The sequence below is a fragment of the Brenneria uluponensis genome, from assembly GCF_032395385.1.
Lineage (GTDB): Bacteria > Pseudomonadota > Gammaproteobacteria > Enterobacterales > Enterobacteriaceae > Prodigiosinella > Prodigiosinella aquatilis.
In genome coordinates this window covers 2,205,215-2,232,169 of record NZ_CP135917.1, presented here as the reverse complement: position 1 = coordinate 2,232,169, position 26,955 = coordinate 2,205,215, and the positions used below count along the sequence as shown (strand labels likewise).

19 protein-coding genes are annotated in these 26,955 nt (G+C 48.6%); 13 read left to right on the top strand and 6 right to left on the bottom strand.

The features are described from left to right. Positions 1 to 112: 112 nt before the first annotated feature. Entirely contained in the window at positions 113 to 1,504 is a 1,392-nt protein-coding gene (locus RS889_RS10205) for a NarK family nitrate/nitrite MFS transporter (RefSeq protein WP_315710566.1), read from the bottom strand. Between the two features lie 336 nt (positions 1,505 to 1,840). Here RS889_RS10205 and narX point away from each other — a divergent pair, with 336 nt between their 5' ends. The 4 genes from narX to RS889_RS10185 all read left to right on the top strand — a co-directional run bounded on the left by narX (position 1,841) and on the right by RS889_RS10185 (position 7,102). Next, on the top strand, positions 1,841 to 3,649 hold the full coding sequence (narX, locus tag RS889_RS10200) for a nitrate/nitrite two-component system sensor histidine kinase NarX (protein ID WP_315710565.1): 1,809 nt from the start codon (positions 1,841 to 1,843) through the stop codon (positions 3,647 to 3,649). Then, complete coding sequence (gene narL / locus RS889_RS10195) at positions 3,642 to 4,292, top strand: two-component system response regulator NarL (protein WP_315710564.1); 651 nt, start codon at positions 3,642 to 3,644, stop codon at positions 4,290 to 4,292. Before narX ends, narL begins: the two co-directional genes overlap by 8 nt. Before the next feature lie 248 nt (positions 4,293 to 4,540). Continuing rightward, positions 4,541 to 5,818, top strand: a complete 1,278-nt coding sequence (locus RS889_RS10190) for an acyltransferase family protein (protein ID WP_315710562.1) — start codon at positions 4,541 to 4,543, stop codon at positions 5,816 to 5,818. A 234-nt stretch (positions 5,819 to 6,052) separates the two neighbouring features. Next, the gene (locus RS889_RS10185) at positions 6,053 to 7,102 is read left to right on the top strand and encodes a DUF481 domain-containing protein (RefSeq protein ID WP_315710560.1); all 1,050 of its coding nucleotides are present in this window, start codon (positions 6,053 to 6,055) and stop codon (positions 7,100 to 7,102) included. 158 nt (positions 7,103 to 7,260) lie between these two features. Here the strand turns inward: RS889_RS10185 and RS889_RS10180 are convergent, their stop codons facing one another. After that, positions 7,261 to 7,923: a gamma-glutamylcyclotransferase gene (locus RS889_RS10180; protein ID WP_021016217.1), complete on the bottom strand. Its 663-nt coding sequence runs from the start codon at positions 7,921 to 7,923 to the stop codon at positions 7,261 to 7,263. A gap of 600 nt (positions 7,924 to 8,523) precedes the next feature. Here RS889_RS10180 and dauA point away from each other — a divergent pair. Beyond that, positions 8,524 to 10,239: a C4-dicarboxylic acid transporter DauA gene (dauA, locus tag RS889_RS10175; protein WP_315710558.1), complete on the top strand. Its 1,716-nt coding sequence runs from the start codon at positions 8,524 to 8,526 to the stop codon at positions 10,237 to 10,239. Between the two features lie 35 nt (positions 10,240 to 10,274). On the opposite strand, the gene RS889_RS10170 is transcribed toward dauA, so the two are convergent. After that, on the bottom strand, positions 10,275 to 10,703 hold the full coding sequence (locus tag RS889_RS10170; RefSeq protein WP_315710557.1) for a hypothetical protein: 429 nt from the start codon (positions 10,701 to 10,703) through the stop codon (positions 10,275 to 10,277). 133 nt (positions 10,704 to 10,836) lie between these two features. Between RS889_RS10170 and folM the strand changes: the two genes are divergently transcribed. The 5 genes from folM (at position 10,837) to RS889_RS10145 (ending at position 15,304) form a co-directional block, all read left to right on the top strand. After that, on the top strand, positions 10,837 to 11,559 hold the full coding sequence (gene folM / locus RS889_RS10165) for a dihydromonapterin reductase (RefSeq protein WP_315710555.1): 723 nt from the start codon (positions 10,837 to 10,839) through the stop codon (positions 11,557 to 11,559). A gap of 88 nt (positions 11,560 to 11,647) precedes the next feature. Beyond that, positions 11,648 to 12,379, top strand: a complete 732-nt coding sequence (gene rstA, locus RS889_RS10160; RefSeq protein ID WP_021016221.1) for a two-component system response regulator RstA — start codon at positions 11,648 to 11,650, stop codon at positions 12,377 to 12,379. Further along, entirely contained in the window at positions 12,376 to 13,728 is a 1,353-nt protein-coding gene (rstB, locus tag RS889_RS10155) for a two-component system sensor histidine kinase RstB (RefSeq protein ID WP_315710554.1), read from the top strand. The genes rstA and rstB overlap by 4 nt, the downstream gene beginning before the upstream one ends. Before the next feature lie 73 nt (positions 13,729 to 13,801). Further along, positions 13,802 to 14,137 carry an acid resistance repetitive basic protein Asr gene (asr, locus tag RS889_RS10150; RefSeq protein ID WP_425475123.1) on the top strand — a complete coding sequence of 112 codons (336 nt, stop codon included), beginning with the start codon at positions 13,802 to 13,804 and terminating at the stop codon, positions 14,135 to 14,137. A gap of 348 nt (positions 14,138 to 14,485) precedes the next feature. Further along, positions 14,486 to 15,304, top strand: a complete 819-nt coding sequence (locus tag RS889_RS10145) for a trypsin-like serine peptidase (RefSeq protein WP_315710552.1) — start codon at positions 14,486 to 14,488, stop codon at positions 15,302 to 15,304. A gap of 127 nt (positions 15,305 to 15,431) precedes the next feature. Here RS889_RS10145 and hrpA read toward each other — a convergent pair whose 3' ends face one another. Further along, positions 15,432 to 19,319 (bottom strand): ATP-dependent RNA helicase HrpA, encoded by a 3,888-nt coding sequence (hrpA, locus tag RS889_RS10140; protein WP_315710551.1) that lies wholly within the window; start codon positions 19,317 to 19,319, stop codon positions 15,432 to 15,434. A 230-nt stretch (positions 19,320 to 19,549) separates the two neighbouring features. Here hrpA and RS889_RS10135 point away from each other — a divergent pair, with 230 nt between their 5' ends. After that, positions 19,550 to 20,155 carry an FMN-dependent NADH-azoreductase gene (locus tag RS889_RS10135; protein ID WP_021016226.1) on the top strand — a complete coding sequence of 202 codons (606 nt, stop codon included), beginning with the start codon at positions 19,550 to 19,552 and terminating at the stop codon, positions 20,153 to 20,155. A 45-nt stretch (positions 20,156 to 20,200) separates the two neighbouring features. On the opposite strand, the gene RS889_RS10130 is transcribed toward RS889_RS10135, so the two are convergent. Both RS889_RS10130 and RS889_RS10125 read right to left on the bottom strand, forming a co-directional pair. Further along, a complete protein-coding gene (locus RS889_RS10130; RefSeq protein WP_315710549.1) occupies positions 20,201 to 20,431 on the bottom strand; it encodes a YnbE family lipoprotein in 231 nt (76 codons plus the stop codon). An 18-nt stretch (positions 20,432 to 20,449) separates the two neighbouring features. After that, entirely contained in the window at positions 20,450 to 23,038 is a 2,589-nt protein-coding gene (locus tag RS889_RS10125; protein WP_315710548.1) for a YdbH family protein, read from the bottom strand. Between the two features lie 337 nt (positions 23,039 to 23,375). On the opposite strand from RS889_RS10125, the gene RS889_RS10120 reads away from it, so the two are divergent. Then, positions 23,376 to 24,929 carry a methyl-accepting chemotaxis protein gene (locus tag RS889_RS10120; RefSeq protein WP_021016229.1) on the top strand — a complete coding sequence of 518 codons (1,554 nt, stop codon included), beginning with the start codon at positions 23,376 to 23,378 and terminating at the stop codon, positions 24,927 to 24,929. A gap of 412 nt (positions 24,930 to 25,341) precedes the next feature. Then, positions 25,342 to 26,895, top strand: a complete 1,554-nt coding sequence (locus RS889_RS10115; RefSeq protein WP_315710545.1) for a methyl-accepting chemotaxis protein — start codon at positions 25,342 to 25,344, stop codon at positions 26,893 to 26,895. Positions 26,896 to 26,955: the final 60 nt, after the last annotated feature.

The following is a 26,955-nucleotide window of genomic DNA, read 5'->3' as shown; positions in this document are numbered from 1 at the left end:
CAGGAATCAACAGCAACTGACTGGCTTGCTTATTGCAGAAATTGGATACCGAGCATATCGGTAAGAACATGCCCGGTTCCAGAGAAGTCATCCCTGACTACTCACTCGTCAATCACTGACTTTTTTTGCGACCATAGCACAGCCAGGTAATCAGTACACAAACCGCATAGAACACCACGAAAATTTTCATCGCGCCAGCTGGCGATCCAGTCAATTCCAGCGAAGTCCCGAACGCTTTCGGGATAAAGAACCCGCCAATCGCGCCCATCGCGGAAATGAACCCAAGTGCGGCAGCCGTATCGGTAACGGCACTGCGCTGCGCGTCTTCATTACTTCCGCCACTGGCCTTGACCCGCGTCAGCGTCAATCCACGGAAAATCACGGCAATCATCTGGAAAGTGGAACCACTTCCCAGTCCCGCCGTCAGGAACAACAACATGAAAATACCAAAGAACAGTGGGAAAGAACCCTCATTGCCGGTTCCTGGCAGTGAAATGAACAACAGAGCGGAAAGTATCGACATCAGGATAAAGTTAATCAATGTCACCCGAACACCACCAAAGCGGTCGGATAGCATCCCCCCCACCGGACGTGCCAATGCCCCCAGCAACGGCCCAAAGAAGGCGTAATGCAGAATGACGATATTCGGGAACTGGGTTTTGGATAGCATGGCAAAACCTGCAGAAAATCCAATAAACGACCCGAACGCGGCGAGGTACAACACACTGAGTATCCACAGATGTGAGCGCTTCAGCACCGATAGCTGTTGACGCAGAGAAGCTTTGGCAGCGCTCAGGTCGTTCATACCGAACCAGGCGGCGCCAGCCGCAATCAGCAGAAACGGCACCCACACCCACGGCGCATTCTGTAACTGAATGATACTACCGTCCGGTTGGGCAACGCCTTTACCGGTAAAACTCAATATCGGTAGAAAAATCACCACCGGCACCAGCAGTTGCATCACGCTGACGCCCAGGTTACCGAAGCCGCCGTTTAATCCCAGCGCCCCACCCTGACGGGCTTTCGGAAAAAAGAAGCTGATATTGGCCATGCTGGACGCGAAATTCGCCCCCGCAAAACCGCACAGCAGCGAAATGACCATAAATTCATGATAGGAGGTTTGCAGGTTCTGCACGGCAAACCCCAACCACACACAGGGGATCACCAGAACAAGGGTACTCAGGATAGTCCAACGACGTCCTCCCATCAGCGGAATAACAAACGAATAAGGTATGCGTAGCAACGCACCGGAAACCGACGGGAGCGCCGTCAACATAAATAGTTGCTCAGTGGTGAAATGAAAGCCTACTTTATTGAGATTAACCGCTACCGTGCTGAACAACATCCAGACACAAAATGCCAGTAACAGACAAGGAATAGATATCCATAAATTGCGTTGGGCAATACCCTGCCCACGGGTTTGCCAGAATTGCGGATCTTCCGGGGACCATTCCCTGATCACCGTCTCACGTGGCGTGATTTGAGTCATTGTTGGCTGCGTCATAAAAACCTCGGTCAATAGAAACACCTGTATGGTTACGCGCCACATTAGGGATTACACAGCTGGCAAAGTTGATATAAATCAACCGGGTGTTAGGTAAAAAAACGTCCCCCAAATCGTCACACTCCTTAATGAGTAACATCACGGAGAAAATTAAATCTGTAATTTCATATTGTTATATCTCATTCCATTATTGCTGTTCTAACGCATAATGGTAGGTGGAAATTTGGTGGTACTCAGTTATAGGTATGGGGTTATCCGTGAAGATAGGGAAAAATACCGACAGGGTGACATCTTTCGATGTGGATTTTCTACTCCTTGGTCATAGGCGGTTTCTACATGTTCAAACGCTTTCTGCTACCGCTATCGCTGGTTAACCAGGTAGCACTAATGATGCTGTTACTGGGCATACTCGGTATTGCCGGCATGGCGGTTTCCAGTTGGATGGCACAAAGCATTCAGGGAAACGCGCACGCTATCAATAAAGCCGGTTCACTACGTATGCAAAGCTATCGACTACTGTCAATGGTGCCTTTATCCGACAATCATAAAGTCTATCTTCAGGCTCTTGAACGGGATGAAACCAGCAGCGATTTGCAACAGGCGGTACAGCGTGAAGGATTGGGGCAACAATTTGATACGTTGCGACAATACTGGATGGTATCGTTAAAACCCCATTTACAGCGGGCTACCCGGCCAATCGATGCATCTGCCGAGGTAGCCGGTTATGTCACACAACTGGATGCGCTGGTCTCCGCCATTGACCATAAAACTGAAGAGCGTTTACGGCTGGTTGCACAGGTGCAGCGCATATTTATTGCCACCATGTTACTACTGCTGATAAGCACTATCGTCTATTTGCGTCGCCGCCTACTCCGCCCCTGGCAACAGTTGGTTTCCATGTCTCAGGCAATTGGCCGTGGTGATTTCGGACAGCGGGTGATGATCAGCGGAAAAGACGAAATGGGGACGTTGGCACAGGTGCTAAACAGCATGTCCGATGAATTGGCTGTTATCTATCGCGATCTGGAACGTCGAGTAGCGGAAAAAACCGCCGATTTGCAACAGAAAAATAGCACCCTCTCTTTTCTATACCGCTCCAGCCGCCGTTTGCATACCAGTATGCCAATTTGTAGCCGACTGATGCCAGTATTGGATGAGCTGAGTAAACTCACTCCGTTACGCGATATTCAGCTGCGGTTGTATGAAGATAACAATCAGGAACAATTTCATCAGTTCAGCCACAACGCATCACTCGATCAGGATCAATGCCCCGATGCCGGCTGCCAGTATTGCTGTATACAAACACCGACACAGGAAACGCCGACGGAGCCGCTATACTGGAATCTGAGTGACAAACTGGGGCACTACGGCGTCGTGCTGGCCAGATTATCTACCGATACTCAGCTCAGCCAGGATCAACATCAATTACTTAACACACTGTTGGAACAGTTGACCAGCACGCTGGCGCTGGAACGTCAGTCCAGCCATCAGCAGCAACTGATGCTAATGGAAGAACGGGCCACGATTGCCCGCGAACTGCATGACTCGATCGCCCAATCACTTTCCTGCTTGAAAATTCAGGTAAGCTGCCTGCAAATGCAGAACGAAACCTTGTCATCAGAAACACAACAACAACTGTCGGCGATGCGGGATGAAATTAACACCGCCTATCGCCAGTTGCGTGAATTGCTGACCACCTTCAGGCTTAAACTGTCCGAGCCTGGATTGCTGGCGGCGCTACGCACCACGGCTGAGGAATTCGGTAAGCGGCTAGGTTATCCCATTAGTCTACTTTACCAACTTCCACCACAGGCGGTGTCTGCCCATCAGGGGATTCACCTACTGCAAATCGTGCGCGAAGCACTAAGTAATATCTATAAACATGCCAAGGCCACCCAGGTAGACATTAGATTATTGCAGCATCAGGGCCGGATTGTGCTCAGCGTGTGTGACAATGGAATCGGTATCACTGATGATGCCAGTCGCATCAATCACTATGGTTTGATCATCATGCACGATCGCGCTCGCAGTTTGCACGGCGACTTCACTATCCGGCGCTGTGATGAGGGAGGAACCGAAGTCAAGGTCAGTTTCATTGCCGACTATCATCACCCATCATCTTTAACGGGAGAACACAATGACTAACGAAGATGCAGCGACTCTTTTACTGATTGATGATCATCCCATGCTACGCAACGGCGTAAAACAGCTGATTAGCATGGATGCCGACTTACGCGTCGCCGGAGAAGCCTGCCATGGTGAACAAGGTGTGGAATTGGCCGAGCAGCTCGACCCGGATCTCATTTTGTTGGATTTGAATATGCCGGGAATGAACGGTCTGGAGACACTGAACCGGCTACGGGAAAAGCCGCTTTCCGGCCGGATTGTGGTGTTTAGTGTTTCTAATCATGAAGATGATGTGATCAATGCGCTGAAAAATGGGGCCGATGGTTATCTGCTCAAGGACATGGAGCCTGAAGATCTACTGGCCGCGTTACATCAGGCAGCGGCAGGGAAAATGGTATTAAGCGAAACGCTGACACCGATTCTGGCCGCCAATCTGCGGGAAAATCGCCATAACAGCGAACGAGATATTCAGCAACTCACACCGCGTGAAAAAGATATTCTTAAGCTGATCGCCCAAGGGTTATCGAATAAAGTCATCGCACGCAAGCTCACCATCACTGAAAGTACGGTAAAGGTACACGTAAAACATCTATTGAAAAAAATGAAATTGAAATCCCGCGTGGAAGCCGCTGTATGGGTATTACAAGAAAAAGTGTTCTAACGCAACCGACATGAAGTACAAGGAATATATATAAATTCTTATATAACCCTTTGTTTATTAATTCAATAATAAAATACACAGATATACGGTTCTATACATTACTTTTCATAATTACTTGTATATTGAGGCATTCAAAAGACTTCTCTTAATTTATAGCCGTTTTCCTAAATATTTCCCCACATTTATTGACTAGACTAGTGCTATTACTGCGCTTCATTGCGTTGTTATCGGGCACTGGAGGATAAATAATGCAAGTTGGTAGTAAAGAGCGATTTATCGGACTGGAATGGCTTCGCTTTCTGTTGGGCTGTTATGTCATGATTTATCATACATTCCATTTTTACCCGCAACGTAAAAGCATCCCTTTCCTCAGTGAACTGACCAGTATGGGATTCTTTGCCACCAGTACTTTTTTTGTACTGTCAGGTTTTTTGTTGACTCATGTCTACATTCGGAATGGCCAGTTACGAGAACCGGCACGGGTATTTTTAGCCAAGCGTTTCTTTAATCTGTATCCAATACATATTATCGGCTTAGTAACATCAATCCTGGCCGTTAGCCTGATGTACTGGCTGGCCATTCCGCCTGAAGGTCAGGCGGCCAGTGCCCGTTTTGTTATCTATGACAGCAATGATCCCAGTGTAAATCCTGAAACGTTGCGGCATTACATGACCAACAGCCAGTTGATGTTTAACAGCGTGCTGCAACTGTTGATGCTTCAGGCATGGAACCCTTATTTTCTGACGTTTAATGCGCCATTATGGTCGTTGTCCACCCTGTTTTTCTTTTATCTGTTATTTCCGTTGCTGGCACCCTGGTTGGTGAACCGTCGTTATCCCCGCCTGTGGCTGGCAATGATATGCCTATTCTACCTGGTGCCCGCTGTATTGGCCGTCTGGCACCAATGGTACGGCATACCTTATACCGGCTTATTGCAACGTGCGCCGCTCCTTCGCCTACCCGAGTTTTTGGCCGGTGTGCTTGGCTATGCCATTTTTCGCAAATGCCGTGACGGCCAATTGCCGGCACTGACATCCTGGCAAAACAGAGGGCTGGGATGTTTTATCGGATTAAGCTTTATTGCTGCCACCTGGTTGTTCACCCGGAGCGGAGCACCTTATTGGTATTTTCTGCTGCACAACGGGTTACTGCTACCCGCACAGGTTGCACTGGTATACCTGTGTGCACAAGCCAAAGAACCTGACCGCACCTGGATAAAAACCTGGTCGACTCGACTGGGAGCGACTTCATTATCTATTTTTGCGTTGCATGTTCCGCTGTTTAATCTGTTCCGCACGGGTGAACAACTGGTACGTGGTAATCCGCTTGAGTGCTTTACTAATTGGTCACAGTGCATCAGCACGGCCGGTCAGGTGCAATTGTCACTTGTCGGTTACGGCATATTTCTGCTTTCCACCATTCTCCTTTGCCTGCTCTTTCAGGAACGGGTAGTCATCAAACTACGTCAATCGCTGACAGCGCGCTTTTTGTCTCCTCAGGCTGGGCCACCAAGTCGCGCAGTGTAATTATCTATTCCGCTATAACAGTGACAACAAGAAGATTAGCGTCATATATAGCGGAACCTCATTAATAGCGTTATTTATAACAATTTACATTCTATCAATAAGACAGTTATGCATAGAGCCTCAGCATGATTCCTGTTAATGTTTGCACCGCCGGGTAGAACCGGTTTTTTCTTTATCGGCCGTACGTCCTCAATGACGTCTTTCACTATGAGTCACTACTGTTTATCTGACAAAATGACAAACTCCAAATATGCAATATCATCTCTGAGCCTGTTTATCAGTCTCAGTGCCGCAGGTATTTCTTGCAGTTATGCAGACACGGTCTGGTTAGCCAACGGCGACAAGCTCAGCGGACAAATCACCCTACTGGATAGCGGCAAACTGTTCATCAAAACAGACTATGCGGACACCGTTTCTATCTCCTGGGATAAAGTAAAAACCTTCCAGACCGACCATGGAATGATCATTCAGGGTCATCGCTACGAAAAAGGTACGCTTTATCCATCGATAAAACCGGCCGAAACGCGTGCGATCATCGCCCGACCTGCTATCGACGATGGTCAGGTCAGTGGCGCGCAGGAAACGTTGCCACTATCAAGCATTACCACTATGGTCGAGCCTAAGCCGCTGATAGCGGACTTCTCCTGGAAAGGTAATATTGATGTCAGCCTATCTCACAAGAAAAGCTCTACTGAAACCGATAATCATGATGTCACGCTAAACACCAAACTTCGCCACGGTACCTGGCGTCACAACATTGATGCCAGCTACCATATGGCCAAAGAAGATGAAGTGGAAAGTACCAAAAATGCGGCTGGTGAATATGCCCTGGATAAATTCATCGACGAGAATTGGTTCTGGCAGACCCGTTATCAATACAAACGAGACTGGGTTGAAGATATCAAAATCAACCGCTCTTTCGGTACTGGTCCTGGTTATCAGTTCTGGGACAACGACCTGGGCTCGTTCTCTATAACGACGCTGATCAACTCACAGGAATTCATTTACCAAAATGACGAGAAGGACAACTTCTACTCCAGTGGTCTTAAATGGAATTATGATCGCTTCCTGTTCGGTAAGCGTACTGAAGCCTTTACCGACGGTGAAATCGGCCGCTCCTTTGACGGCACCACACCATTATATTTCAAGGCTGGCGCAGGGCTGCGTTTCAAAGTAACCAATTGGTCTTCTGTGGTCATGAAAGTGACACGCGCCCGTACCGAAAGCGTACAGGGTAATGTCAACGACACATTATATACATTGGGACTCGGCGTAGGCTGGTAATCAAGTTGATAAGGAACGGCTTCGCTCTCACAAGAACATCCCTCTGTTCAAGCAGTTGCGTTGCTGTTGTTTAACCGGTTATCCCCGCGAAAGCGGGGATCTGCTCTCGGCAAATTTGTCACCCCGATTACCCAGAAATCGGTTTATTCATGAATGTTTCAGTAGCCGCTCTGTAATTTCCATACTTGTCTGGCCAACGCCGTCAGATCGTCATCTGTCATACCGTAATGATAAAGCTCCTGTTCCAGTGCAAACAGATATTGCGCATTAGTACCCAACGGCCCGCTGGCCTGGGCGATCAACGGTGCCACATGCTGAATACAGGTATCCGCTTCCACTTGAGGGTGATCAGGATTAGTGACAAACACCAATGCTGAAATAGGCTCGCCGCCATGCCGCAGTAACTCACACCATAACGGACGATAACAACCGGTCAGCATTTCACGCTTCCAGAGTAATTCCAGCTCTTCCTGTAGCGTGGCTTCCGACAAACGATAGGCCAATCCGGTAGTACTACCACCCGGTTTCAGACCGAGCATTCGACCAGGCTGGCTTTCCGTACCACGACCAGCCGTCAAGCGCAGGCAGAATGCCCGATGCCAGCCGTTGAGCGTCGCCAGGCTCTTCTCTTCAGCATCAAATACCGGATTCCACATCAAAGAACCATAGCCAAACACCCAAACCGGACTGTCATTAGGACGACATGCCAGTGTTTTCGCCAATGAATCAGCGCGTTGCTGTGGGGTGAGTAATAAAGTTTCCTCAATACAACCAAACGATGTTCTACAATCTGCTTTTTGCAAAAAATCACGCGTTAACACAGCTTACCACCCTCGCCCCGAAACTTTTCTACCATACATCTGACACGCTATATTCCCACCGATGATAAACCGGATCATCAATGTAAGTTTGATTATTTTACGGCAAAAGATAACCAATCATTACTGTTTTTGCATTCTATTGAGTCTGTGCAATTGCCGTTATATACCGCTCATTTTTTCTAAGCCGCAGTAGCCAATAAAAACAATAAGATTAAAAATGTAAACCATGGTTATGAATAATAAATAATCAGTCTGTTATGTGCACATAAATTAATTGCAAAAAATAATCTATTACACATTAAGAATAATAAATTCGCTGAAAGTAATAACATCCTTCTTCCTTATCGGTGCATCAATGTGGTGAATGGCAACCCATATCCGGCGCTATTTCCCACTGATATTAGGATAATAGTGCTGTAATAGAACTGAATTTCCCAATAATAGGCTACATTTCACTCCCTCAACAGGGGTAACGCCTTTCTCTTGATATACCTCTGGATCTCCATCAGACAAAGAGCGTATCGTAGCGCTTCAATCTACGTCGGGTCACTGACTGGCGACTCGTCATTCCCTTTTCTTTTTGTTGGTTTTTTGCCTTAGATGAACTCACACCGAATTAACGGCACGACACCGTTCAGCGCGCTGATAGAGGCATGCTGGCGTGAAAAATATACGTTACAGCGCTTCACTCATGATGTTATTGCCGGTATCACTGTAGGTATCATTGCCATACCACTGGCAATGGCATTGGCTATCGCCAGTGGCGTTCCACCGCAATACGGGCTTTATACTTCCGCCGTCGCCGGGCTGGTGATTGCACTCAGTGGCGGCTCCCGCTACAGCGTATCCGGTCCAACTGCCGCATTCGTGGTCATTCTCTATCCGGTATCCCAGCAATTTGGGCTCTCCGGGTTATTAGTGGCCACATTACTTTCTGGCGTATTTTTATTGCTGATGGGGGTGTGCCGCCTTGGTCGCCTGATCGAATATATTCCCTTGTCTGTCACTCTCGGTTTTACCTCCGGGATCGGTATTACCATCGCGACCATGCAAATCAAGGATTTCTTTGGTCTGACGATGCCGGTAATGCCGGAACACTACGTCGGGAAAGTAATAGCAATCGGTCATGCGCTTCCTTCACTACAGATCGGTGATTTGCTTATTGGCGGTACAACCTTGTTTGTCTTGCTTATCTGGCCAAAATTGCATATTCGCGTGCCCGGACATTTGCCTGCATTGCTGGCAGGTACGGCTGTCATGGGAATACTGTCATTGATGCATATAGAAGTTGCGACCATTGGCTCTCGCTTTAGCTATCTGCTGGCGGATGGCTCTCAGGGTCAGGGTATCCCGGCTATTCTTCCCCAACTTGTACTTCCCTGGAATGTTCCCTCAGCCAGTGGACAAACCATGACGCTCAGTTGGCAGAGTATTTCTGCCTTGCTCCCGGCGGCGTTTTCCATGGCGATGCTTGGCGCTATTGAATCACTGCTGTGCGCTGTGGTGCTGGATGGTATGACTGGCCGGAAACATCGCTCAAACGCTGAGCTGGTGGGACAAGGTTTCGGCAACATCATTGCACCTTTTTTCGGCGGCATTACCGCCACCGCCGCCATTGCCCGTTCAGCCGCCAACGTGCGAGCCGGTGCCACATCACCTGTTTCTGCTGTGATTCATGCTTTGCTGGTACTGCTGGCCTTGCTGGTGCTGGCACCGTCACTCTCTTACCTGCCAATGGCAGCGATGGCTGCTCTTTTGCTTATTGTTTCCTGGAACATGAGTGAAGCCCACAAAGTAATTGATCTACTACGTCGGGCCCCCAGAGACGACATCATCGTGATGGTGTTGTGTATGTCATTGACTGTGCTGTTTGATATGGTTATTGCCATTACCGTGGGCATTGTGCTGGCATCACTGCTATTTATGCGCAGAATCGCCAAAATGACCCGATTGAGCGAGTTGGCGGGCAAGCTGCCGAACGAGAGACTGGTTTTACGCGTGAATGGGCCACTGTTTTTCGCTGCCGCAGAACGCATTTTTAACGATCTGCTGGAGCGCAGTGAAGGATATCACACCATTATTTTGCAGTGGGATGCCGTACCGGTATTGGATGCGGGTGGTTTGAGTGCGTTCATGCGTTTCAGTGAACTGCTGCCTGCCGACAAACATCTGATCATTACGGATATTCCGTTCCAGCCACTAAAAACCCTGGCTCGGGCCAATGTAATACCCATCGCCAACCGTTTAAGCTTTTACGCTACGCTGGAACAAGCACTGGCGGCGACAGCATCGCAGCAAGACACACCACCAGAATAAAGTGTAAAGGATCTCCTGCATATATCAGGCAGGATTCACGGAGCATTTCCCGGCATAGGCACGGTAATGTGGATAGACAGATGTTCCTCATACTGCGTCAATGCCGGCAAACAGTCATTGCATTCCTGGCCAATAGCCTGTAGTTGCTCCATTGAAAGGGCATAGGGCAGACGGATATCAATATCCGTCAGTCCCTGCTGCTGCGCCAGGGTAATCAAACGAGCGATATTGGTTTCATCGCTGACCTGTGTTGACAGTACTTGCAACGCCAGCGTCTCAAGTTTCTCATTTTCAGTAGCGGGTTCCCTCTCCGGCATTTTCGTGACAATACCGAAAATCGGCATCACGCCATAGATTGCATCAATAAAGCGCCAGCGCTTGTTGCACAACGCACCAAGATAAGCGGTGTAATCAATGCAGATCCTTTCACTGGAGTTTATAGGTACAAGATGAACCTTTTTCATCGGTTTCTCCTCTCCGTTACCAGTGGGTCAATTCCGCCATTCACCATCGCGCATTACAACGCAAAAAAGACGTAATAAGGTATAGTGTCTTGAATAATTGTAGTGTTACTCCGCAAAAGCAGGAGCTTTTATTGTGGCAACTTCTTTTACCGCACCCGTGCTGATTACCGGTGGTGCGAAACGCATTGGTCTGGCGTTGGCACACTCCTTTTTGGCACAGAATGTGCCAGTGATTGTCAGTTGGCGTACATACTACCCGTCGCTGGAAATATTGTCACAGCAGGGTGCAATCTGCCTGCAAGCTGATTTTTCAACTACCGAAAACGTTTATGATTTTGCCAAACGCGTCAAGGCGCTGGCGCCGAAGTTGCGGGCCATTATCCATAACGCCAGCACATGGCGGGCTGAACACCATGATGAGCCGCTGGAACAAACGCTGGCAGAAATGTTGCAAATCCACGTTTATACCCCTTACCTACTTAATCAGCTGCTGGAATCTTGTCTGTGTGGTCAGGGGGTCGGAGGAAGCGATATCATTCATCTAACCGATTATGTCGTGGAAAAAGGCAGTGAGAAGCACATCGCCTATGCCGCCAGTAAAGCGGCGCTGGACAATATGACCCGCTCCTTTGCCAAGAAGCTGGCACCCAATGTCAAAGTCAATGCCATTGCGCCGGCATTGATCATGTTTCACCCGGACGATACGACCAGGTATCGTCAGAAAGCTCTGAAAAAATCCTTGATAGAAACCGCACCTGGCGAAGAAGAGGTTGTCCGGCTGGTTCATTATCTGTTGAGTAGTCACTACATGACCGGTAAGACGCTGGGATTAGACGGTGGTCGCCCGCTACGCTAACCCGACACGCTTGTTTACACCGCAGTAATAGCGCAGCGGGTGACGTAACCCTATGCTTTGGAATGCTTTAAGTTGTGAGTTTACAAACATGTATAAAATTGTTTTTGTTGAAGATGATGCTGAAATAGGCAAATTGATCGCAGCGTATTTAGGCAAACATGATATTGATGTGCAGATAGAGCCCCGAGGGGACACGGCTCTGGCATTTATTGAAAAACAAAAGCCTGACCTGATACTACTGGATATTATGTTGCCCGGCAAAGACGGCATGACGCTCTGCCGTGAACTGCGACCGGTATTTTCCGGTCCTATCGTTCTACTAACCTCTCTTGATAGCGACATGAACCATATTCTGGCGTTGGAGATGGGTGCTGATGACTACATTCTGAAAACCACACCGCCAGCGGTGTTGTTAGCGCGGCTACGACTGCATTTCCGTCAATACGCGGCGACACCTTCGTCTCCGCTGGATAAACCACAGTCAGTGCAGCTGCATAAGCCCTTGAACTTTGGTCTATTGTGCATCGACCCTATCAATTGGGAAGTGACACTGGATAATGAAAACATCGTACTATCCACCGCCGATTTTGATCTTCTGTGGCAACTGGCTACTCATGCCGGGCAAATCATGGACCGGGAAGCATTGCTCAAAAACCTGCGAGGTGTCAGTTATGACGGAATGGATCGCAGTATAGACGTCGCCATTTCCCGTCTGCGCAAAAAATTGTACGACAATGCGCTGGAACCCGTTCGTATCAAAACTATCCGTAACAAAGGCTATCTGTTCGCCCCCAACGCCTGGGAGACACGCTTATCATGAGAAAGCTGTTTATTCAGTTTTTTCTGTTACTTTTTGCCAGCTTTTTGGTAATGACCCTGCTGGTCGGGCTGGTTTATAAAGTTACTGCTGAACGCGCGGGTCGACAGTCCATGAATGACTTGATGAAAAGCTCACTTTATCTGATCCGCAATGAGCTGCGCGCTATTCCCCCACGCGAATGGCATCAGACCATTAATCAGATGGACCTGAATCTCTCATTCAAACTGCACATCGAACCCATCAGTAAATACACGCTCAGTACCCGGGAACATCAGCGCCTGGTACAGGGCGAGATCATCGCACTGGACGATGAATACACGTTTATTCAACGCATCCCCCGCAGCCATTACGTTTTGGCCGTTGGTCCGATTCCTTATCTGTTTTTCCTGCATGAAATCCGGCTTCTTAATTTATTTGTACTGATGCTGATCGGCCTGTCGCTGGCACTACCCGTATTTTTGTGGATGCGCCCACACTGGAAAGCGATGCTGCAACTGGAAAGCGCGGCCCAACGACTGGGGGACGGGCATCTAGAAGAACGTACTCATTTTGACAACACCTCTAGTCTTTTCCGTCTCGGGGTGGCCTTTAATCGTATGGCGAACAATCTGAATCAACTGATTGCCAGTAAAAAACAGCTCATTGACAACATCGCTCATGAACTGCGAACTCCCTTGGTGCGCCTGCGCTACCGCCTGGCAATCAGCGACAATCTGACCGAAAAGGAGCAAGAATCGATTAACCGGGACATCAGTCAACTGGAGGCATTAATTGATGAATTACTCACTTACGCTCGTCTTGATCGGCCACAAGTCACACTGCATCTGGAAGCCATTGCTTTATCAGACTGGTTACAAAAGCGGGTTCAGGATTTTCAACTGGTTCATGCGGATAAAAAAATTGAGCTGGATATTCATCAATCCGCTAATTTCGGCTATGTCGATTTACGGCTGATGGAGCGAGTTTTAAATAATCTGGTCACTAATGCGCTGCGTTTCTGTAAAAACCGCTTGCGGATAGGACTCACTCTGGATCAAGGCGTAGCCTGTCTGCAAGTTGAAGATGATGGGCCCGGCATCGCCCCACAAGATAGAGAAACCATCTTTGAACCTTTTATTCGGCTTGATTCTGGTATTGAAAACAGCAGTGGCGGCTGTGGACTGGGACTGGCGATTGTTCACGCCATCGTCCGCGCTCATGGTGGAGACATCAGTGTGAAAAGCAGTTCACTGGGCGGTGCACGGTTTATTTTTCGCTGGCCAGTCATCACCTCTACATCGGCTTCCGGTGGTTTGCCGACAAAGGTTGTACAATTCGTTACACGCGGAAACCAATCACTCACAGAGTGATAGCTTATATTCGCTTATTCTCCTTTCATCGGCCCACATTAGGGGTTCGAAATACGAATTGGATAATGAGGAAATGATGATGAATAAAGTATTAGTAATGATCGCAGGTGTAGCTCTGGGTCTGTCCTCTGTTGCCTTTGCAGCTGATGCTGCTACAACGGCGCCTACCGCTAGCGCGCCAACAACTATGGCTAAAACCGCTCATGTTAAGAAACATGTTAAGCACGTAAGACATGTTAAGCATGTGAAACATGCAAAACAAACAGCAACCCCTGCTCAAAAAGCACAGGCCGCTAAGAAAAAAGTTGTGAAAAAACACGTTACCCCTGCCCAGAAAGCTCAGGCAGCCAAGAAAAAAGTTGTGAAAAAACACACTCCGGCCAAGAAGACTGCTACCCCGGCAGCTTAATTAAGCGTGCTGTCTATCGACAGTCATGAATACAGGAAGTGATTCGCTCATTATTCAACTTCCAACATGACATAAGTGACCTTAAACACCCGGTTTGACCGGGTGTTTATTTCATGGGGATAGGATGATGCTGCGTCGTTATTCATTTGAAATCGTATTGTCCTTTCTGCTTATTTGCGCGTTGGTTATTATACTGTTTTTCCTGTAATTTATTTTCATATCACCGATGGGATGACAGCAATGGTGTCCGAACCGTCCAACAGCAAATCCGTCTATAGTTATTTCATACTATTAGCTATTTCACCTCATTGTTAACACGCTGAATTTTACTCAAAGGCGAACTCTTCTATGCGCATATCAGCCTGCTTGTTATGTTCATTCACCCTTCTTGCTCCAACGGTTTGGGCAGATACCGTTCCCAGCGCTGAGCAGCAAAAGCAAATCCTGTTTTTTAACCATGATGATCGCGATAAAGTTCCTGATGTATCCCAATGGCCCTGGCAGGCCATCGGCCAGTTAGAAACCGCCAGCGGTAATCTCTGCACGGCAACACTGATTTCTCCACACCTGGCACTTACCGCAGGACATTGCGTACTTGCGCCTCCAGGTGTCGCCGACAAACCCATTGCCTTACGCTTTTTACCTACCGGCAACGGCGGCTGGCGCTATGAGACCCACCAGATTGTAGCGCTAACCAACAGACGGCTGGCCAAACGACTGAAGGCCGATGGAGACGATTGGATCGTTCCCCCCGCTGCGGCACCGTGGGATTACGCGATTATCCGCCTGAAACAGACGCCACCCAATATCAAACCATTACCGTTATGGTCAGGCTCGCTGGAGGCATTGAAAATCGCCTTAGCGCAGGCACACCAGCACGTTACTCAGGCAGGTTATCCGGAAGATCACCAGGAAACACTGTACCGGCACCAGAATTGTCTGATAACGGGTTGGGTACACAAGGCCGTGATGTCACACCGGTGCGACACTTTACCGGGCGACAGTGGCTCGCCGTTGATGTTGAAAACCCCTAATGGCTGGGTGTTGATGGGGATTCAAAGCTCCGCTCCGGACGCCAGTGCCCGAAACCAGGCAGACAACCGTGCCGTGGCCGTTACCGCTATTCGTCAACAATTAGAAACGTTGTCTGAACGCGCATCCCACTGAATCAGCTTATCGGCGTTTTCTGAACTGAAAACGCCCTTCTTCCGAAAAATGGTTACCGTATCTGCCCGCTCAATGGCATAAACGGGGATGCGTGCTGAAGCTGGCCGGAACCGGGGAAAAACCAGGTTTAAGCGTCAAGCTGCTCCATCGCTTGCAGGATGCGTTTATCAGAAATAGGGTAAGGCGTACCAAGTTGCTGGGCAAAATAGCTGACCCGCAGTTCTTCAATCATCCAGCGAATCGCTTTTACGTCCTCATCATCCCGACGTTCCAGCGGCAATTTGTGCAACCACTGCTGCCAGGCCCGCTGAACCTGTTCGATTTTCAGCATCTGCGCCCGATCACGATTAATGTCTTGTGCCAGTTTTTCCAGCCGCCGTTCAATCGCCCGCAGATAACGCAATACATCCGGCAAACGCTGCCAGCCATTTTCAGTCACAAAGCCGCGGTAAACTAACCCATTAAGCTGGGTTTTGATATCACTCAGCGCCAGCGCCATGGTAATGTCTACCCGCCCTTTCAACCGTTTGTTGATGGCAAAACCTGTCGTCAGGATCTGCTCTACTTGCCTGGCAATATCCACCACCGTGTCATTTAGCTCGGCACGGACTTTGTCATGCAACCGCAGATAATCCTCTTCTTTCCACACCGGCCCGCCAAACTCCCTTATGAGCATATCCACACCACAGGCAATACAGTCATCAATCAGATCCAGCACCTTGCCATAAGGATTAAAATACAATCCCAGCTTGGCTTTATTGGGCAACTTTTCATGTAGATACTTGATAGGGGAAGGAATATTCAGCAGTAACAATCGCCGCAACCCTCGCGACATCATTTGTTGCTGCTGATGTGGTGTATCAAACAGGCGAATTGCCACGCTGTCCTTTTCATCCACTAACGCCGGATAGGCTTTCACCGCATAACCACCGCGTTTCTGCTCATAGCACTCGGGCAGGTGGTCAAAACTCCAGGTATGCAGATCATTTTGCTCAATACCCTCATCTGCCACAGCTGATAACGTTTGCTGTACCTTGTCTTTCAACTGTTCCTTCAGATTACTCAAGCTTTTCCCTTCCCGCAGAGTACGATTCTTTTCATCTAGCACGCGGAAGGTCATTTTAAGATGATCGGGCACCTGATCCCACTGCCACTCTTCACGAGGAACCGTCACGCCGGTCATCAAACGTAGTTCTCGTTCCAGCGCGTCCAACAGCCCTTTTTCCAGTGGTGTTACCCGGGCCAAAAATGCCTCAGCGTAGTTAGGTGCAGGCACAAAGTTGCGTCGAGTTGGTTTTGGCAGCGATTTAATCAGTGCAATCACCAATTCACGCCGCACGCCGGGAATCTGCCATTCAAAGCCGTCTTCTTTCACCTGATTGAGAATCGGTAATGGAATATGCACCGTAACGCCATCGGCGTCAGCCCCTGGTTCAAACTGATAGCTCAGCCGCAATTTAATATTATCCTGGTGCCAGAAGTTAGGGTAATCCAGCGCACTGACGCTATCCGCACCGTCCTTGATCAGCATATTCTTTTCAAAATTCAGCAGATCAGCATCCGTCTGGCTAGCGGTCTTCCACCAGGCGTCAAAATGACGTGCGGAAATGACATCATGTGGAATCCGTTGATCGTAAAACGCAAACAACGTTTCATCATCCACCAGAATGTCGCGACGGCGGGATTTGTTTTCCAGCTCCTCTACTTCAGCCAGTAGCTTCAGATTGGCGCGGAAAAATACATGCCGTGTCTGCCAGTCACCTTCAACCAACCCGTGGCGGATAAACAGCTCACGGGATAGCTGCGGGTCAATGGAGCCATAATTCACCTTGCGTGCCGCCACGACCGGTAAACCGAACAGAGTTACCTTTTCCTGCGCGATGACCGCACCCTGTGCTTTCTCCCAATGTGGATCACTGTAACTGCGTTTAATCAGATGCTGGGCCAACGGTTCCACCCATTCCGGTTCAATACGCGCGGCAATCCGCCCCCAGAGCCGGCTGGTTTCCACTAGTTCGGCCACCATGGTCCACTTGGGCGGCTTTTTAAACAAACCGGAGCCAGGGAAAATCACAAACCGGGTATTGCGTGCACCGCTGAACTCCGGCTTCTCCACATCTTTCTGTCCAATATGGGAAAGCAACCCGGAAAGTAACGCACAGTGAATGCTGAAGTAATCGGCAGGTTCGCTGTTAACCGGTAATCCCAGCTCTTTTACGACCTGACGCAACTGGGTATAGACATCCTGCCACTCACGCACTCGCAAGTAGTTCAGGAAATCGGTACGGCACAACTTGCGGAATTGGCTGGCAGACAACGCTTTCTGCTGCTCGCGCAAATAATCCCACAGTTTCACAAATGACAGAAAATCAGACTCCTTATCGGTAAAGCGTCGATGTTTTTCATCTGACACCTGCTTCTTATCCAGTGGGCGCTCACGCGGATCCTGAATCGACAAGGCAGCAGTAATAATCATGACTTCACGGACACACCCCATCTGGCGAGCTTCAAGCACCATACGCGCCAACCGTGGATCGATAGGCAACTGTGCCAGTTGCTGCCCCTGTTGTGATAAATGGTAATGCCCGTTTTCTCCGCTTTGGATCGCGCCCAGTTCTTCCAGTAAACGGATACCATCTTGAATATTGCGTTTATCCGGCGCCTCGACAAATGGGAAAGCGGAAATATCGCCCAGCCCCAGTGACGTCATCTGCAAAATGACCGACGCCAGATTGGTACGCAGAATTTCCGGATCGGTAAATTCTGGTCGTGAAAGGAAATCCTGCTCCGCATAAAGCCGGATACATATGCCAGCCGCTACGCGACCACAGCGGCCCTTCCGCTGGTTAGCCGATGCCTGTGAAATGGGTTCAATCGGTAGGCGCTGCACTTTGGTGCGGTAACTGTAACGGCTAATACGTGCCGTGCCGGGATCAATGACATACCGAATACCCGGCACCGTAAGCGAGGTTTCCGCCACGTTGGTGGCAAGCACAATGCGGCGACCATGATGCGACTGAAATACACGATTCTGCTCCTGATTGGATAGACGCGCATACAAAGGCAAAATTTCAGTATGGGGTAAATCCAGCCGGGTCAGCGCATCGGCGGTATCCCGGATTTCGCGTTCACCGCTCATGAAAATCAGGATATCACCCGGCCCCTCGCGTCCCAGCTCATCCACCGCGTCGAAAATCGCTTGCAGTTGATCGCGCTCACTGTCTTCCGCATCCTCCACCACCGGGCGGTAGCGTACATCCACAGGATAGGTACGTCCGGAAACTTCAATAATTGGCGCCTGTCCGAAATGACGGGAAAAACGCTGAGGATCGATAGTGGCCGAAGTGATGATGATTTTTAGGTCCGGACGTTTGGGCAGAATCTGCCGCAGATAGCCCAGAATAAAGTCGATATTCAAACTGCGCTCATGCGCTTCATCGATGATGATCGTGTCGTATTGCATCAACAACCGATCCTGCTGGATTTCCGCCAGCAAAATACCGTCAGTCATCAACTTGACCAGCGTGTTATCACTCACCTGATCATGAAAACGCACCTTATAACCTATCGTTCCGCCCAACGGCGTTTCCAGCTCAGCGGCAATACGATCCGCCACCGTTCGTGCCGCCAGACGACGTGGCTGAGTATGACCGATCAGTCCCGCGATGCCTCGCCCCAGTTCCAGACAGATTTTAGGTAGCTGGGTGGTTTTACCCGAACCGGTTTCCCCCGCCACAATCACCACCTGATGGTCGCGTATCGCTGCCAGAATAGCCTCTTTCTTCTGGCTGACCGGTAAAGCCTCGGGGTAAGTGATGACAGGCAGAGACGCGCGTCGGTTTTCCACCCGCTGGCGGGCGACAAGAATTTCTCCCTCAATCTCCTGAGCAATCGCCGCCTGAGCTTGTGGTTTTGCCACTTTCATCGCGCCTTGCACACGGCGGCGCAAGCGTGGTTGATCGCGTAGCATTAACGTATTGATCTGAAGGCTTAATGCATTGAGAGGTGATTTCACGGTGCGTTCCTTAAATACTTTTCTCTGGCGCAGAGCCGGTTACGGCGGTAATGCGGCGGGCATGGTATCACATTGGTGCCACGGGCTATAACACAGGGAGAAAATGCTCATTCAATAAAATCGAACAAAGCCCTCGAAATATTCAGCTATCACGTCATCGGCAACCTGCCTATTATGCCTCTATTCGAAAACATGTTCTCCGTCACCTTCAACAAGACAAGGAATTGGCAATGAGTAAAGTATTAGTTCTGAAATCAAGTATTCTGGCCGACTTCTCTCAGTCAAACCAAATGGCTGACCACTTTACTGCTCAATGGCTGGCGGCTCATCCCGGTGATACCATTACCGAACGCGATCTGGCTGCTGAGCCAGTGCCGGTACTGGATGGAGAACTGGTTGGCGCCATGCGTCCTTCCGATAAACCGTTGACGCCACGTCAGCAGGAAGCCCTGACGCTGTCTGATGCGCTGATTACCGAACTACAGGCTCATGATGTCATTGTTATGACTGCACCGATGTATAACTTCAACATTCCCACTCAGCTAAAGAATTACTTTGATCTTATTGCCCGCGCTGGTGTGACATTCCGCTACAGTGAAAATGGCGTTGAAGGTCTGGTGAAAGGCAAACGAGCGGTGGTACTAACCAGCCGCGGCGGTATCCATAAAGACGCGCCAAGTGACCTGCAAACCCCGTATCTGCGTTTGTTCCTTGGCTTTATTGGCATTACTGACATTGAATTCGTATTTGCAGAAGGTTTTGGCTATGGTCCGGATGTAGCGCAAAAGGCCCTGCAAGACGCGAAAGACCAGTTGTCCCAGTTGGCAACAGCGTAAACATCATCATTCATTACCCCCCATTTTTTATGGTACTTTGGTAATTTATTGCGCGCCTTTATCAGGCGCGCTTTTCTTTACCACTTCGCTGACTTTGGTGTCTGATTTTTCCAACATTTGGGCGGCGTCCTTATCCACCTCGATATGTATTTCATGATCAATTTTGACATTCATGTTAATCGTGATCGGCTCTTTGGACGCCGCCAGCTCAATCCGGGGCATGCATCCGGTAAGCCACACCATAGACAGTAATAAGGCAGCACAGACCTTTTTCATAGCACGATTCCTTAGTTATTATTCCGTCAATTGCTGTCCCAGTGCATCCTGCAAATTATCCCCAAAGCGCAGACTGCGCCATAATTGAAAAATATTCTCCTGATGATGGTAGTTCAGTATCACTTCCCGCCTGGCGTTGCGCAGGGAACTTTTACCACGAATATGTGATTTCAGAAGCAACCAACCCTGTTTATCCACATCAATACTGGCGGAGAAACGATCAATTTCCAAATAGCGCAGCCACTCTACAGCCATAGCATCGGTCAAACTCTTTTTTGCAAGCTCATCGGCCAGTTGTTGATCCAAGCGTAACGTCAACGCACCATCATTAGTAAAAAAGCCATGTTGGACCACGGTTGTTGGATACGTAAAATCAAGCGGTAATATGCCACTTACACGACCAGACATCGCGACTTTTTTAACTTTCAGTACGGTAAAAAGCTCACTCGTTTCAATATGTTCGGCCCGGAGGATAGCCGCTTCATGTTGTGGAATACGTAACGGAGAGAGCGAGATATGCCCACCCAGTATATCCATATCCACCTGTGACAACGTCAACGGATATCGGTCACTGTAGGGATAATAGCCAGAAAGCGTCATCAGGATATTCTGTATATGGAACAGGTTATTCAGGGTACCAATCCGTAATGTGACGGGTTGTTTAACCCCCAGTTGCCAGCGGCGATCGTGAAACCGATAAGGCAGAATAAAATTCACGTCGCTGACATCACCGTCCGATATCCACGCCGCTGCATTTTTCACTACCCAGTGTCCGCCAGCACTAAATCCTTGTCCACGGGCAGCAGAAAATGCCGTCTGAGCATAAAATTCACCGGACCGAAGAGTGATTTTCCAATCTGCGGGTAATAGCGGCTGGAACACCCGCAGTGGTTGTGCAGGCCACCAACCGCTACCACGTAATCGCTTGCCATCCCAACGGCCAGACAAGGTCACTGGACCTATGTCATTTGTCTGTAAACGACCTTCCCATTGAAAATCATCCGGCTCACGCCCTTTAATATTCAGCATCAAGGTCGCTGGCGGCAATGAACTCGCCCCACCGAAGTCCACCTGTTCGGCCACCAGTCGCAATGCCATTTGTAACGACTTTGCAGTTTTGTCCCGTTGCCAACGCAACGGTTGCGCCAGCGTCAGCCTCGGTTTAACAACCGTAATCGCGCCATAGTGAATGTGATCCAGTCCGCAGGACAGCGCACTAACTTCAAGCAACGAGTCTTTCCAGTAACCATGCCCCGCGATATCCCAGTGTCCCTGAAACGGCAGCAATTCCCCCCGCCCCCAATAACGCCATTGCCAATTGCCGTTATCCGGCCAGAAATCGTGCGCCACGCCATCAAAGTGGAGCCTGGATCGCCCCCAATACGCATCTCGCACCCGAACAATCGCTTGCAGACGGCCACTGACCCCAGCCTCACTCACTGTTATACCTGCCAGCGGCCAGCGGGCCTCTTCCAACGTCATATCTGGCTTTAACTTTCCCCAGGCTCGTAGCAACGCACCGGGAAGAATGGATAGCGTTGGATTAAGCACCGGACCACGCAGAATCCCTGGCAACGACGCCGAGAAAGACACGGCTTTTAAATTGGCCTGACCGGTGAGTTGAAAACGCAGATTACTGTCGACCATCCCCAGCGTGCCAGGGCCGAGTACCAGTACCGCATTGGCCTTACCATTGTGTCCTTGGGTAAGGATATTGATACGCGCTTCAATGCGGGTATGGTTTATCCCTTGCTGCCAGTCCGTCAGTGTCATGGCAACGCCTCCCGACACCGGCTGAACGCCATAAGGCCAGTGCCAACGCCCATTGGTGACCTGAATTCTGTCGGCATCCATACTCCAGGGCAAAATCAGCAACGGTGTCTTTTCGCCCACCGTTCCCAGCGTCAATTCGCCGCGATTATTCTCCCAATGTAACGCCACCGTTACCGGCTCTGACAATTGCAGCGGAACCATACTTCCTTGTAAATGCCCCTCAACGGGTAACTGATTCAGTAACGTAGCCAATTGTAAGGTGCCACTAAGCTTCACTGGCGGTTGTCCCTGATAAGTAGCAATACGACCTTCACGCAGTGTCAGTGATTGCCCGTTGATATCCGCCAATAACCCCAGCCGTTTTCCCTGAAAATCCACCGTCTGCTGTTCAGCCCGACTCTTTAGATGCAATGCGCCGTTGTCATTAATCCAGGGAGAGAGTGAAAAATGATGGATGGTGACATCAGCTAAAGGCAGACGCCGCTGCCACTGCGCCAGCGACGCAGGAGTATGGTGATCCGCCTCAGGCAAGTATTGCAGACAGGTCGCATCGACATGCAGACGATCTATCGCCAATGCCCATAAACCCTGCCGCCGATGCAAGCCGATGCTCTCCACCGACAGAAACCGACATTGCTGGAAATTGACGCTAAACCCCGGTAGATAGAGGCCTTTCTGCCAGCGAGGAGGTGAATCGATAGTAACTGACGCGCCGGTTGGCAACCATAATGCCAGCAGCCGTGGCATCCAGTGCGGCAACGATAACCACATGGTAATCAGTAGCAAGACCAAGCTGGCTAACAGGCCAATAGCCAGTAAAAATTTCTTAAACATCAGGAATTATTCCGCATGGTTATTATTTTTGGCACTGTTTCATCCTCGTCATGTCTACCCTTTGGTACGAAGTACCCATTAACTTGCCTCTACATTAACCATTCAGCTCACATTTCACAGCAAAATACATACATCCAACTCACTCGCGGGTGGTAAAATTTTTACATATACACAGCAATTGAAATGAGTCGTTCTTATATTTCACTTTTGTCGTTACATAAATACGCCAATAGTACGTCACTTTTCATTGGGGCTATCAATGTTGTAGTTACCCGGACGGTATCTGTCACCTCAATAACAGAATCACCATCAGGATATGCACGAAAGGGATTAAGTAATGCGCAAAAACTATCCTGTCAGCCAACATCAGTATCCGTTGGATGCCAGCACCAAATTAATGTCCGTCACCACACCTGACAGCCATATCATCTATGCCAATGCAGATTTCATTAAGGTCAGCGGTTATCAGTCCGACGAGTTAATGGATCAACCGCATAACATTATCCGCCATCCGGATATGCCACCCTTAGCCTTTGCTGATATGTGGAGTACGCTAAAAGCAGGGAAAATCTGGACGGGTATTGTAAAAAATCGATGTAAGAACGGCGATCATTACTGGGTAAAATCCAGTACAACTCCGCTGAAAAAAGAAGGGAAACTGATCGGCTACATGTCAGTACGCACAGCGGCATCATCGGAAGAGATCCAGCAATCGGAAACACTCTACGCCATGGTTAACGAAGGCAAACTTCGGCACCGGACTTTCCATTATGGCCTGTTGGTTTATCGCGGACCACTAAAATGGCTGAGCATGTTCAAAACCATGCCGTTGCGCTGGCGTATTCGTAGCTATTTTGCCCTGTTAGGCCTGTTGCCACTGGCAATGGTATTTTCTCTGTTGATCCATACACCCCTGGTATGGATGCTGTTTCCGTTGTTGATACTCTGTAGCGGTCTTTTTTGTGAGCTATTGGTACTGCATGTTGCTAAACCGATTGAACGGATTCTGGAACAGGCAATGAGGTCAGCAGCCGGACAGGCGGATAATCTGGTGCAACTCAATCGTGCAGATGAAGTCGGTATGTTGATGCGAGCGGTAAATCAGTCCGGTATGAACTTTCGCACCTTTGTGGATGACGTGAATAATAACCTGAATGCGTTGAAAAATGCCTGTAGCGAGATAGCCCAGGGCAATAGCACGTTAGCGGAGTGTTGTGAAAAAACCGAGGAAAACCTGCAACAAACCGCCGCGTCCGTCGAGCAGCTCACTGCCACTATCAAAAGCAATGCCGATGCGTCAGTCCGGGCCTCAGAATATGCCGAGGACGTTAATCAGGTAGTTAATGCTGGTGAGAAAGCGGTTTCTGAAGTCGCCAGTACCATGGATACCATTACCCAAGCCAGTGAGCGAATTACCGATATTATCAGCGTACTGGATAATATTGCCTTTCAAACCAATATATTGGCTGTTAATGCCGCCGTAGAGGCGGCACATGCTGGCGAACAGGGGAAAAGTTTTGCCGTGGTTGCCAGTGAGGTTCGTTCACTGGCGCAACGCAGCGCCAATTCAGCCAAAAATATTGCTGAACTGATTGACGACACACTTAGCAGTATCCGGACCGGCGATCAGCAAGTTGCTCACACCAATAAGTCGATGAGCAATATTCTGACGAAAGTGCAACAAGTTACCCGTCTGATGAATGAGATCAGCATGGCCACCAAGGAACAATCACAGGGACTCAACTTGATTAACGACGCAGTAAACAAGATTGATGCGCTAACCCATCAGAACACGGCATTAGCCAGTCAATCCAATTCCGCCACCGGTCACTTGCAACAACAGATCTCCACGATGGCGCAAGCGGTGTCAGTGTTTAGTGCCTCTAATTAATATACGACTGTCCCACTGGTATAAACTGTACATATCAGTGGGGCACATTCAACCCATTACCTTCCATTTCACCTACCGCCATTTTGCAACTCGAATGATTTGGGGTATAAATGATGGAATAGCGAAATCACTCACGCTGCTATTATTTTTATTGGCAAAAATTTAAGCAAGATAATCTATTATGGATATTAATTACTTCTGATTTATTAAAATAATAAACATTATCATTTGAGTACAGTAATGGGAAAAATGAATAACAAACATGAAAATTAAACAGTGTATGTCTATTTATTAGTCAGCATTTTTTACTTTCGTGTCTAATGAATATCTATCCTTGCCATTAATGAATTCAATTGTTAGCTTCTTTTTGAATATTAGCAATAACACTTTCCCAAAGCACAAGGATTGAACGATGCGTAAGAATTTTCCAGTCAGTGATATTCAGTATGTGTTAGATGAAAAAACAAAACTGATGTCGGTGACAACACCAGACAGTCATATCACTTATGCCAATAGAGATTTTATTAAAGCTAGTGGTTATGACTTTGCTGAGATCATCGATCAACCACATAATATTGTGCGTCATCCAGACATGCCGCCCGCTGCATTTGCAGACATGTGGTCTACGCTCAAATCTGGAAAAATCTGGACGGCAATAGTGAAAAACCGTCGTAAAAACGGTGATTACTACTGGGTAAAAGCCAGCACGACACCGTTAATTAAAAATGGGAATATCGCGGGATATATGTCGGTACGCACAACACCGTTGGCACATGAAATAAAAGAAGCCGAAAGTTTGTATAAAAACATAAATGAAGAAAAATTAAAAATCAGAGAGTTATATCAGGGACTGCTGATTTATAAAGGCTCATTAAAATTGTTAAGTTTGTTTAAAATTATTCCCGTGCGCTGGCGTATCCGAGTTTACTTTATTATTTTTCTACTATTAGCATTGGGCCTATTAATCTACGTCTTTCCTGCCAACATCGTAACACTAGTTTTTGCTTTATTTCTTTTTATTGGAGCTTTGGTTACCAGTGAATTATTGGTACAACATTTGGCCAGACCATTAGAGAGCATACTAAAACAAGCGATTAAAGCGGCTTCCGGACAAGCCGATCTTAAATTTGAACTTAAACGCGTTGATGAAGTTGGAATGTTGTTACGTGCGGTAAATCAGTCCGGAATGAATTTTCGTACCTTTGTCGATGATGTTAGCGGACAACTGGCCGAGCTACGTACCGCTTGTGCCGAGATAGCCAAAGGCAACAATATGTTGAGCCAACGTTGTCAGGAAACCGCAGAAAATCTGCAAAATACCGCGTCTTCTATGGAAGAAATCACTGTCACTATTAAAAGCAATGCCTCTGCCACCCAACTGGCGGAAAACTTTGCTCAGGAGGCTAATCAGGCCGCAGGTGCTGGAGAAGAAGCCGTCCAGGAGGTGGCCCAGACGATGAAAACCCTCATCCATTCCAGTCACGAAATCAACAATATTATCGGTGTACTGAATAATCTGTCATTCCGTACCAATATTCTGGCGCTCAACGCCGCGGTAGAGGCTGCCCATGCCGGAGAAATGGGTAAAAGCTTCGCTATTGTGGCGGGGGAAGTTCGCATGCTGGCAGAACGCAGTGCTTCATCAGCGCGAGATATTGCCAGCATCATTCAATTGACCATTGATAACATTAATAGCGGCGACCACATGGTTGAACATACATCGAAGTCCATGAGTCACATTCATCATCAAGTGCAACAAGTAAACGAATTAGTGAAACAGATCACCCATGCGACACAGGAACAATCTATCGGGATGAGTCAGATCAATGATGCAGTGAACAACATTGACGACGCTACCCGACAAAATACCACCCTTGCCAGCCACGCCAGCACTGAAATCGAACGTCTGCAAAGCCAGATCACTACCATGGCGGAAGCGGTTTCAGTCTTCAGTAACACACATTAAACCATTTTTCTCTCTTATCATTTCCAAACCGTTACCATTAATTAGGTAACGGTTTGTCTC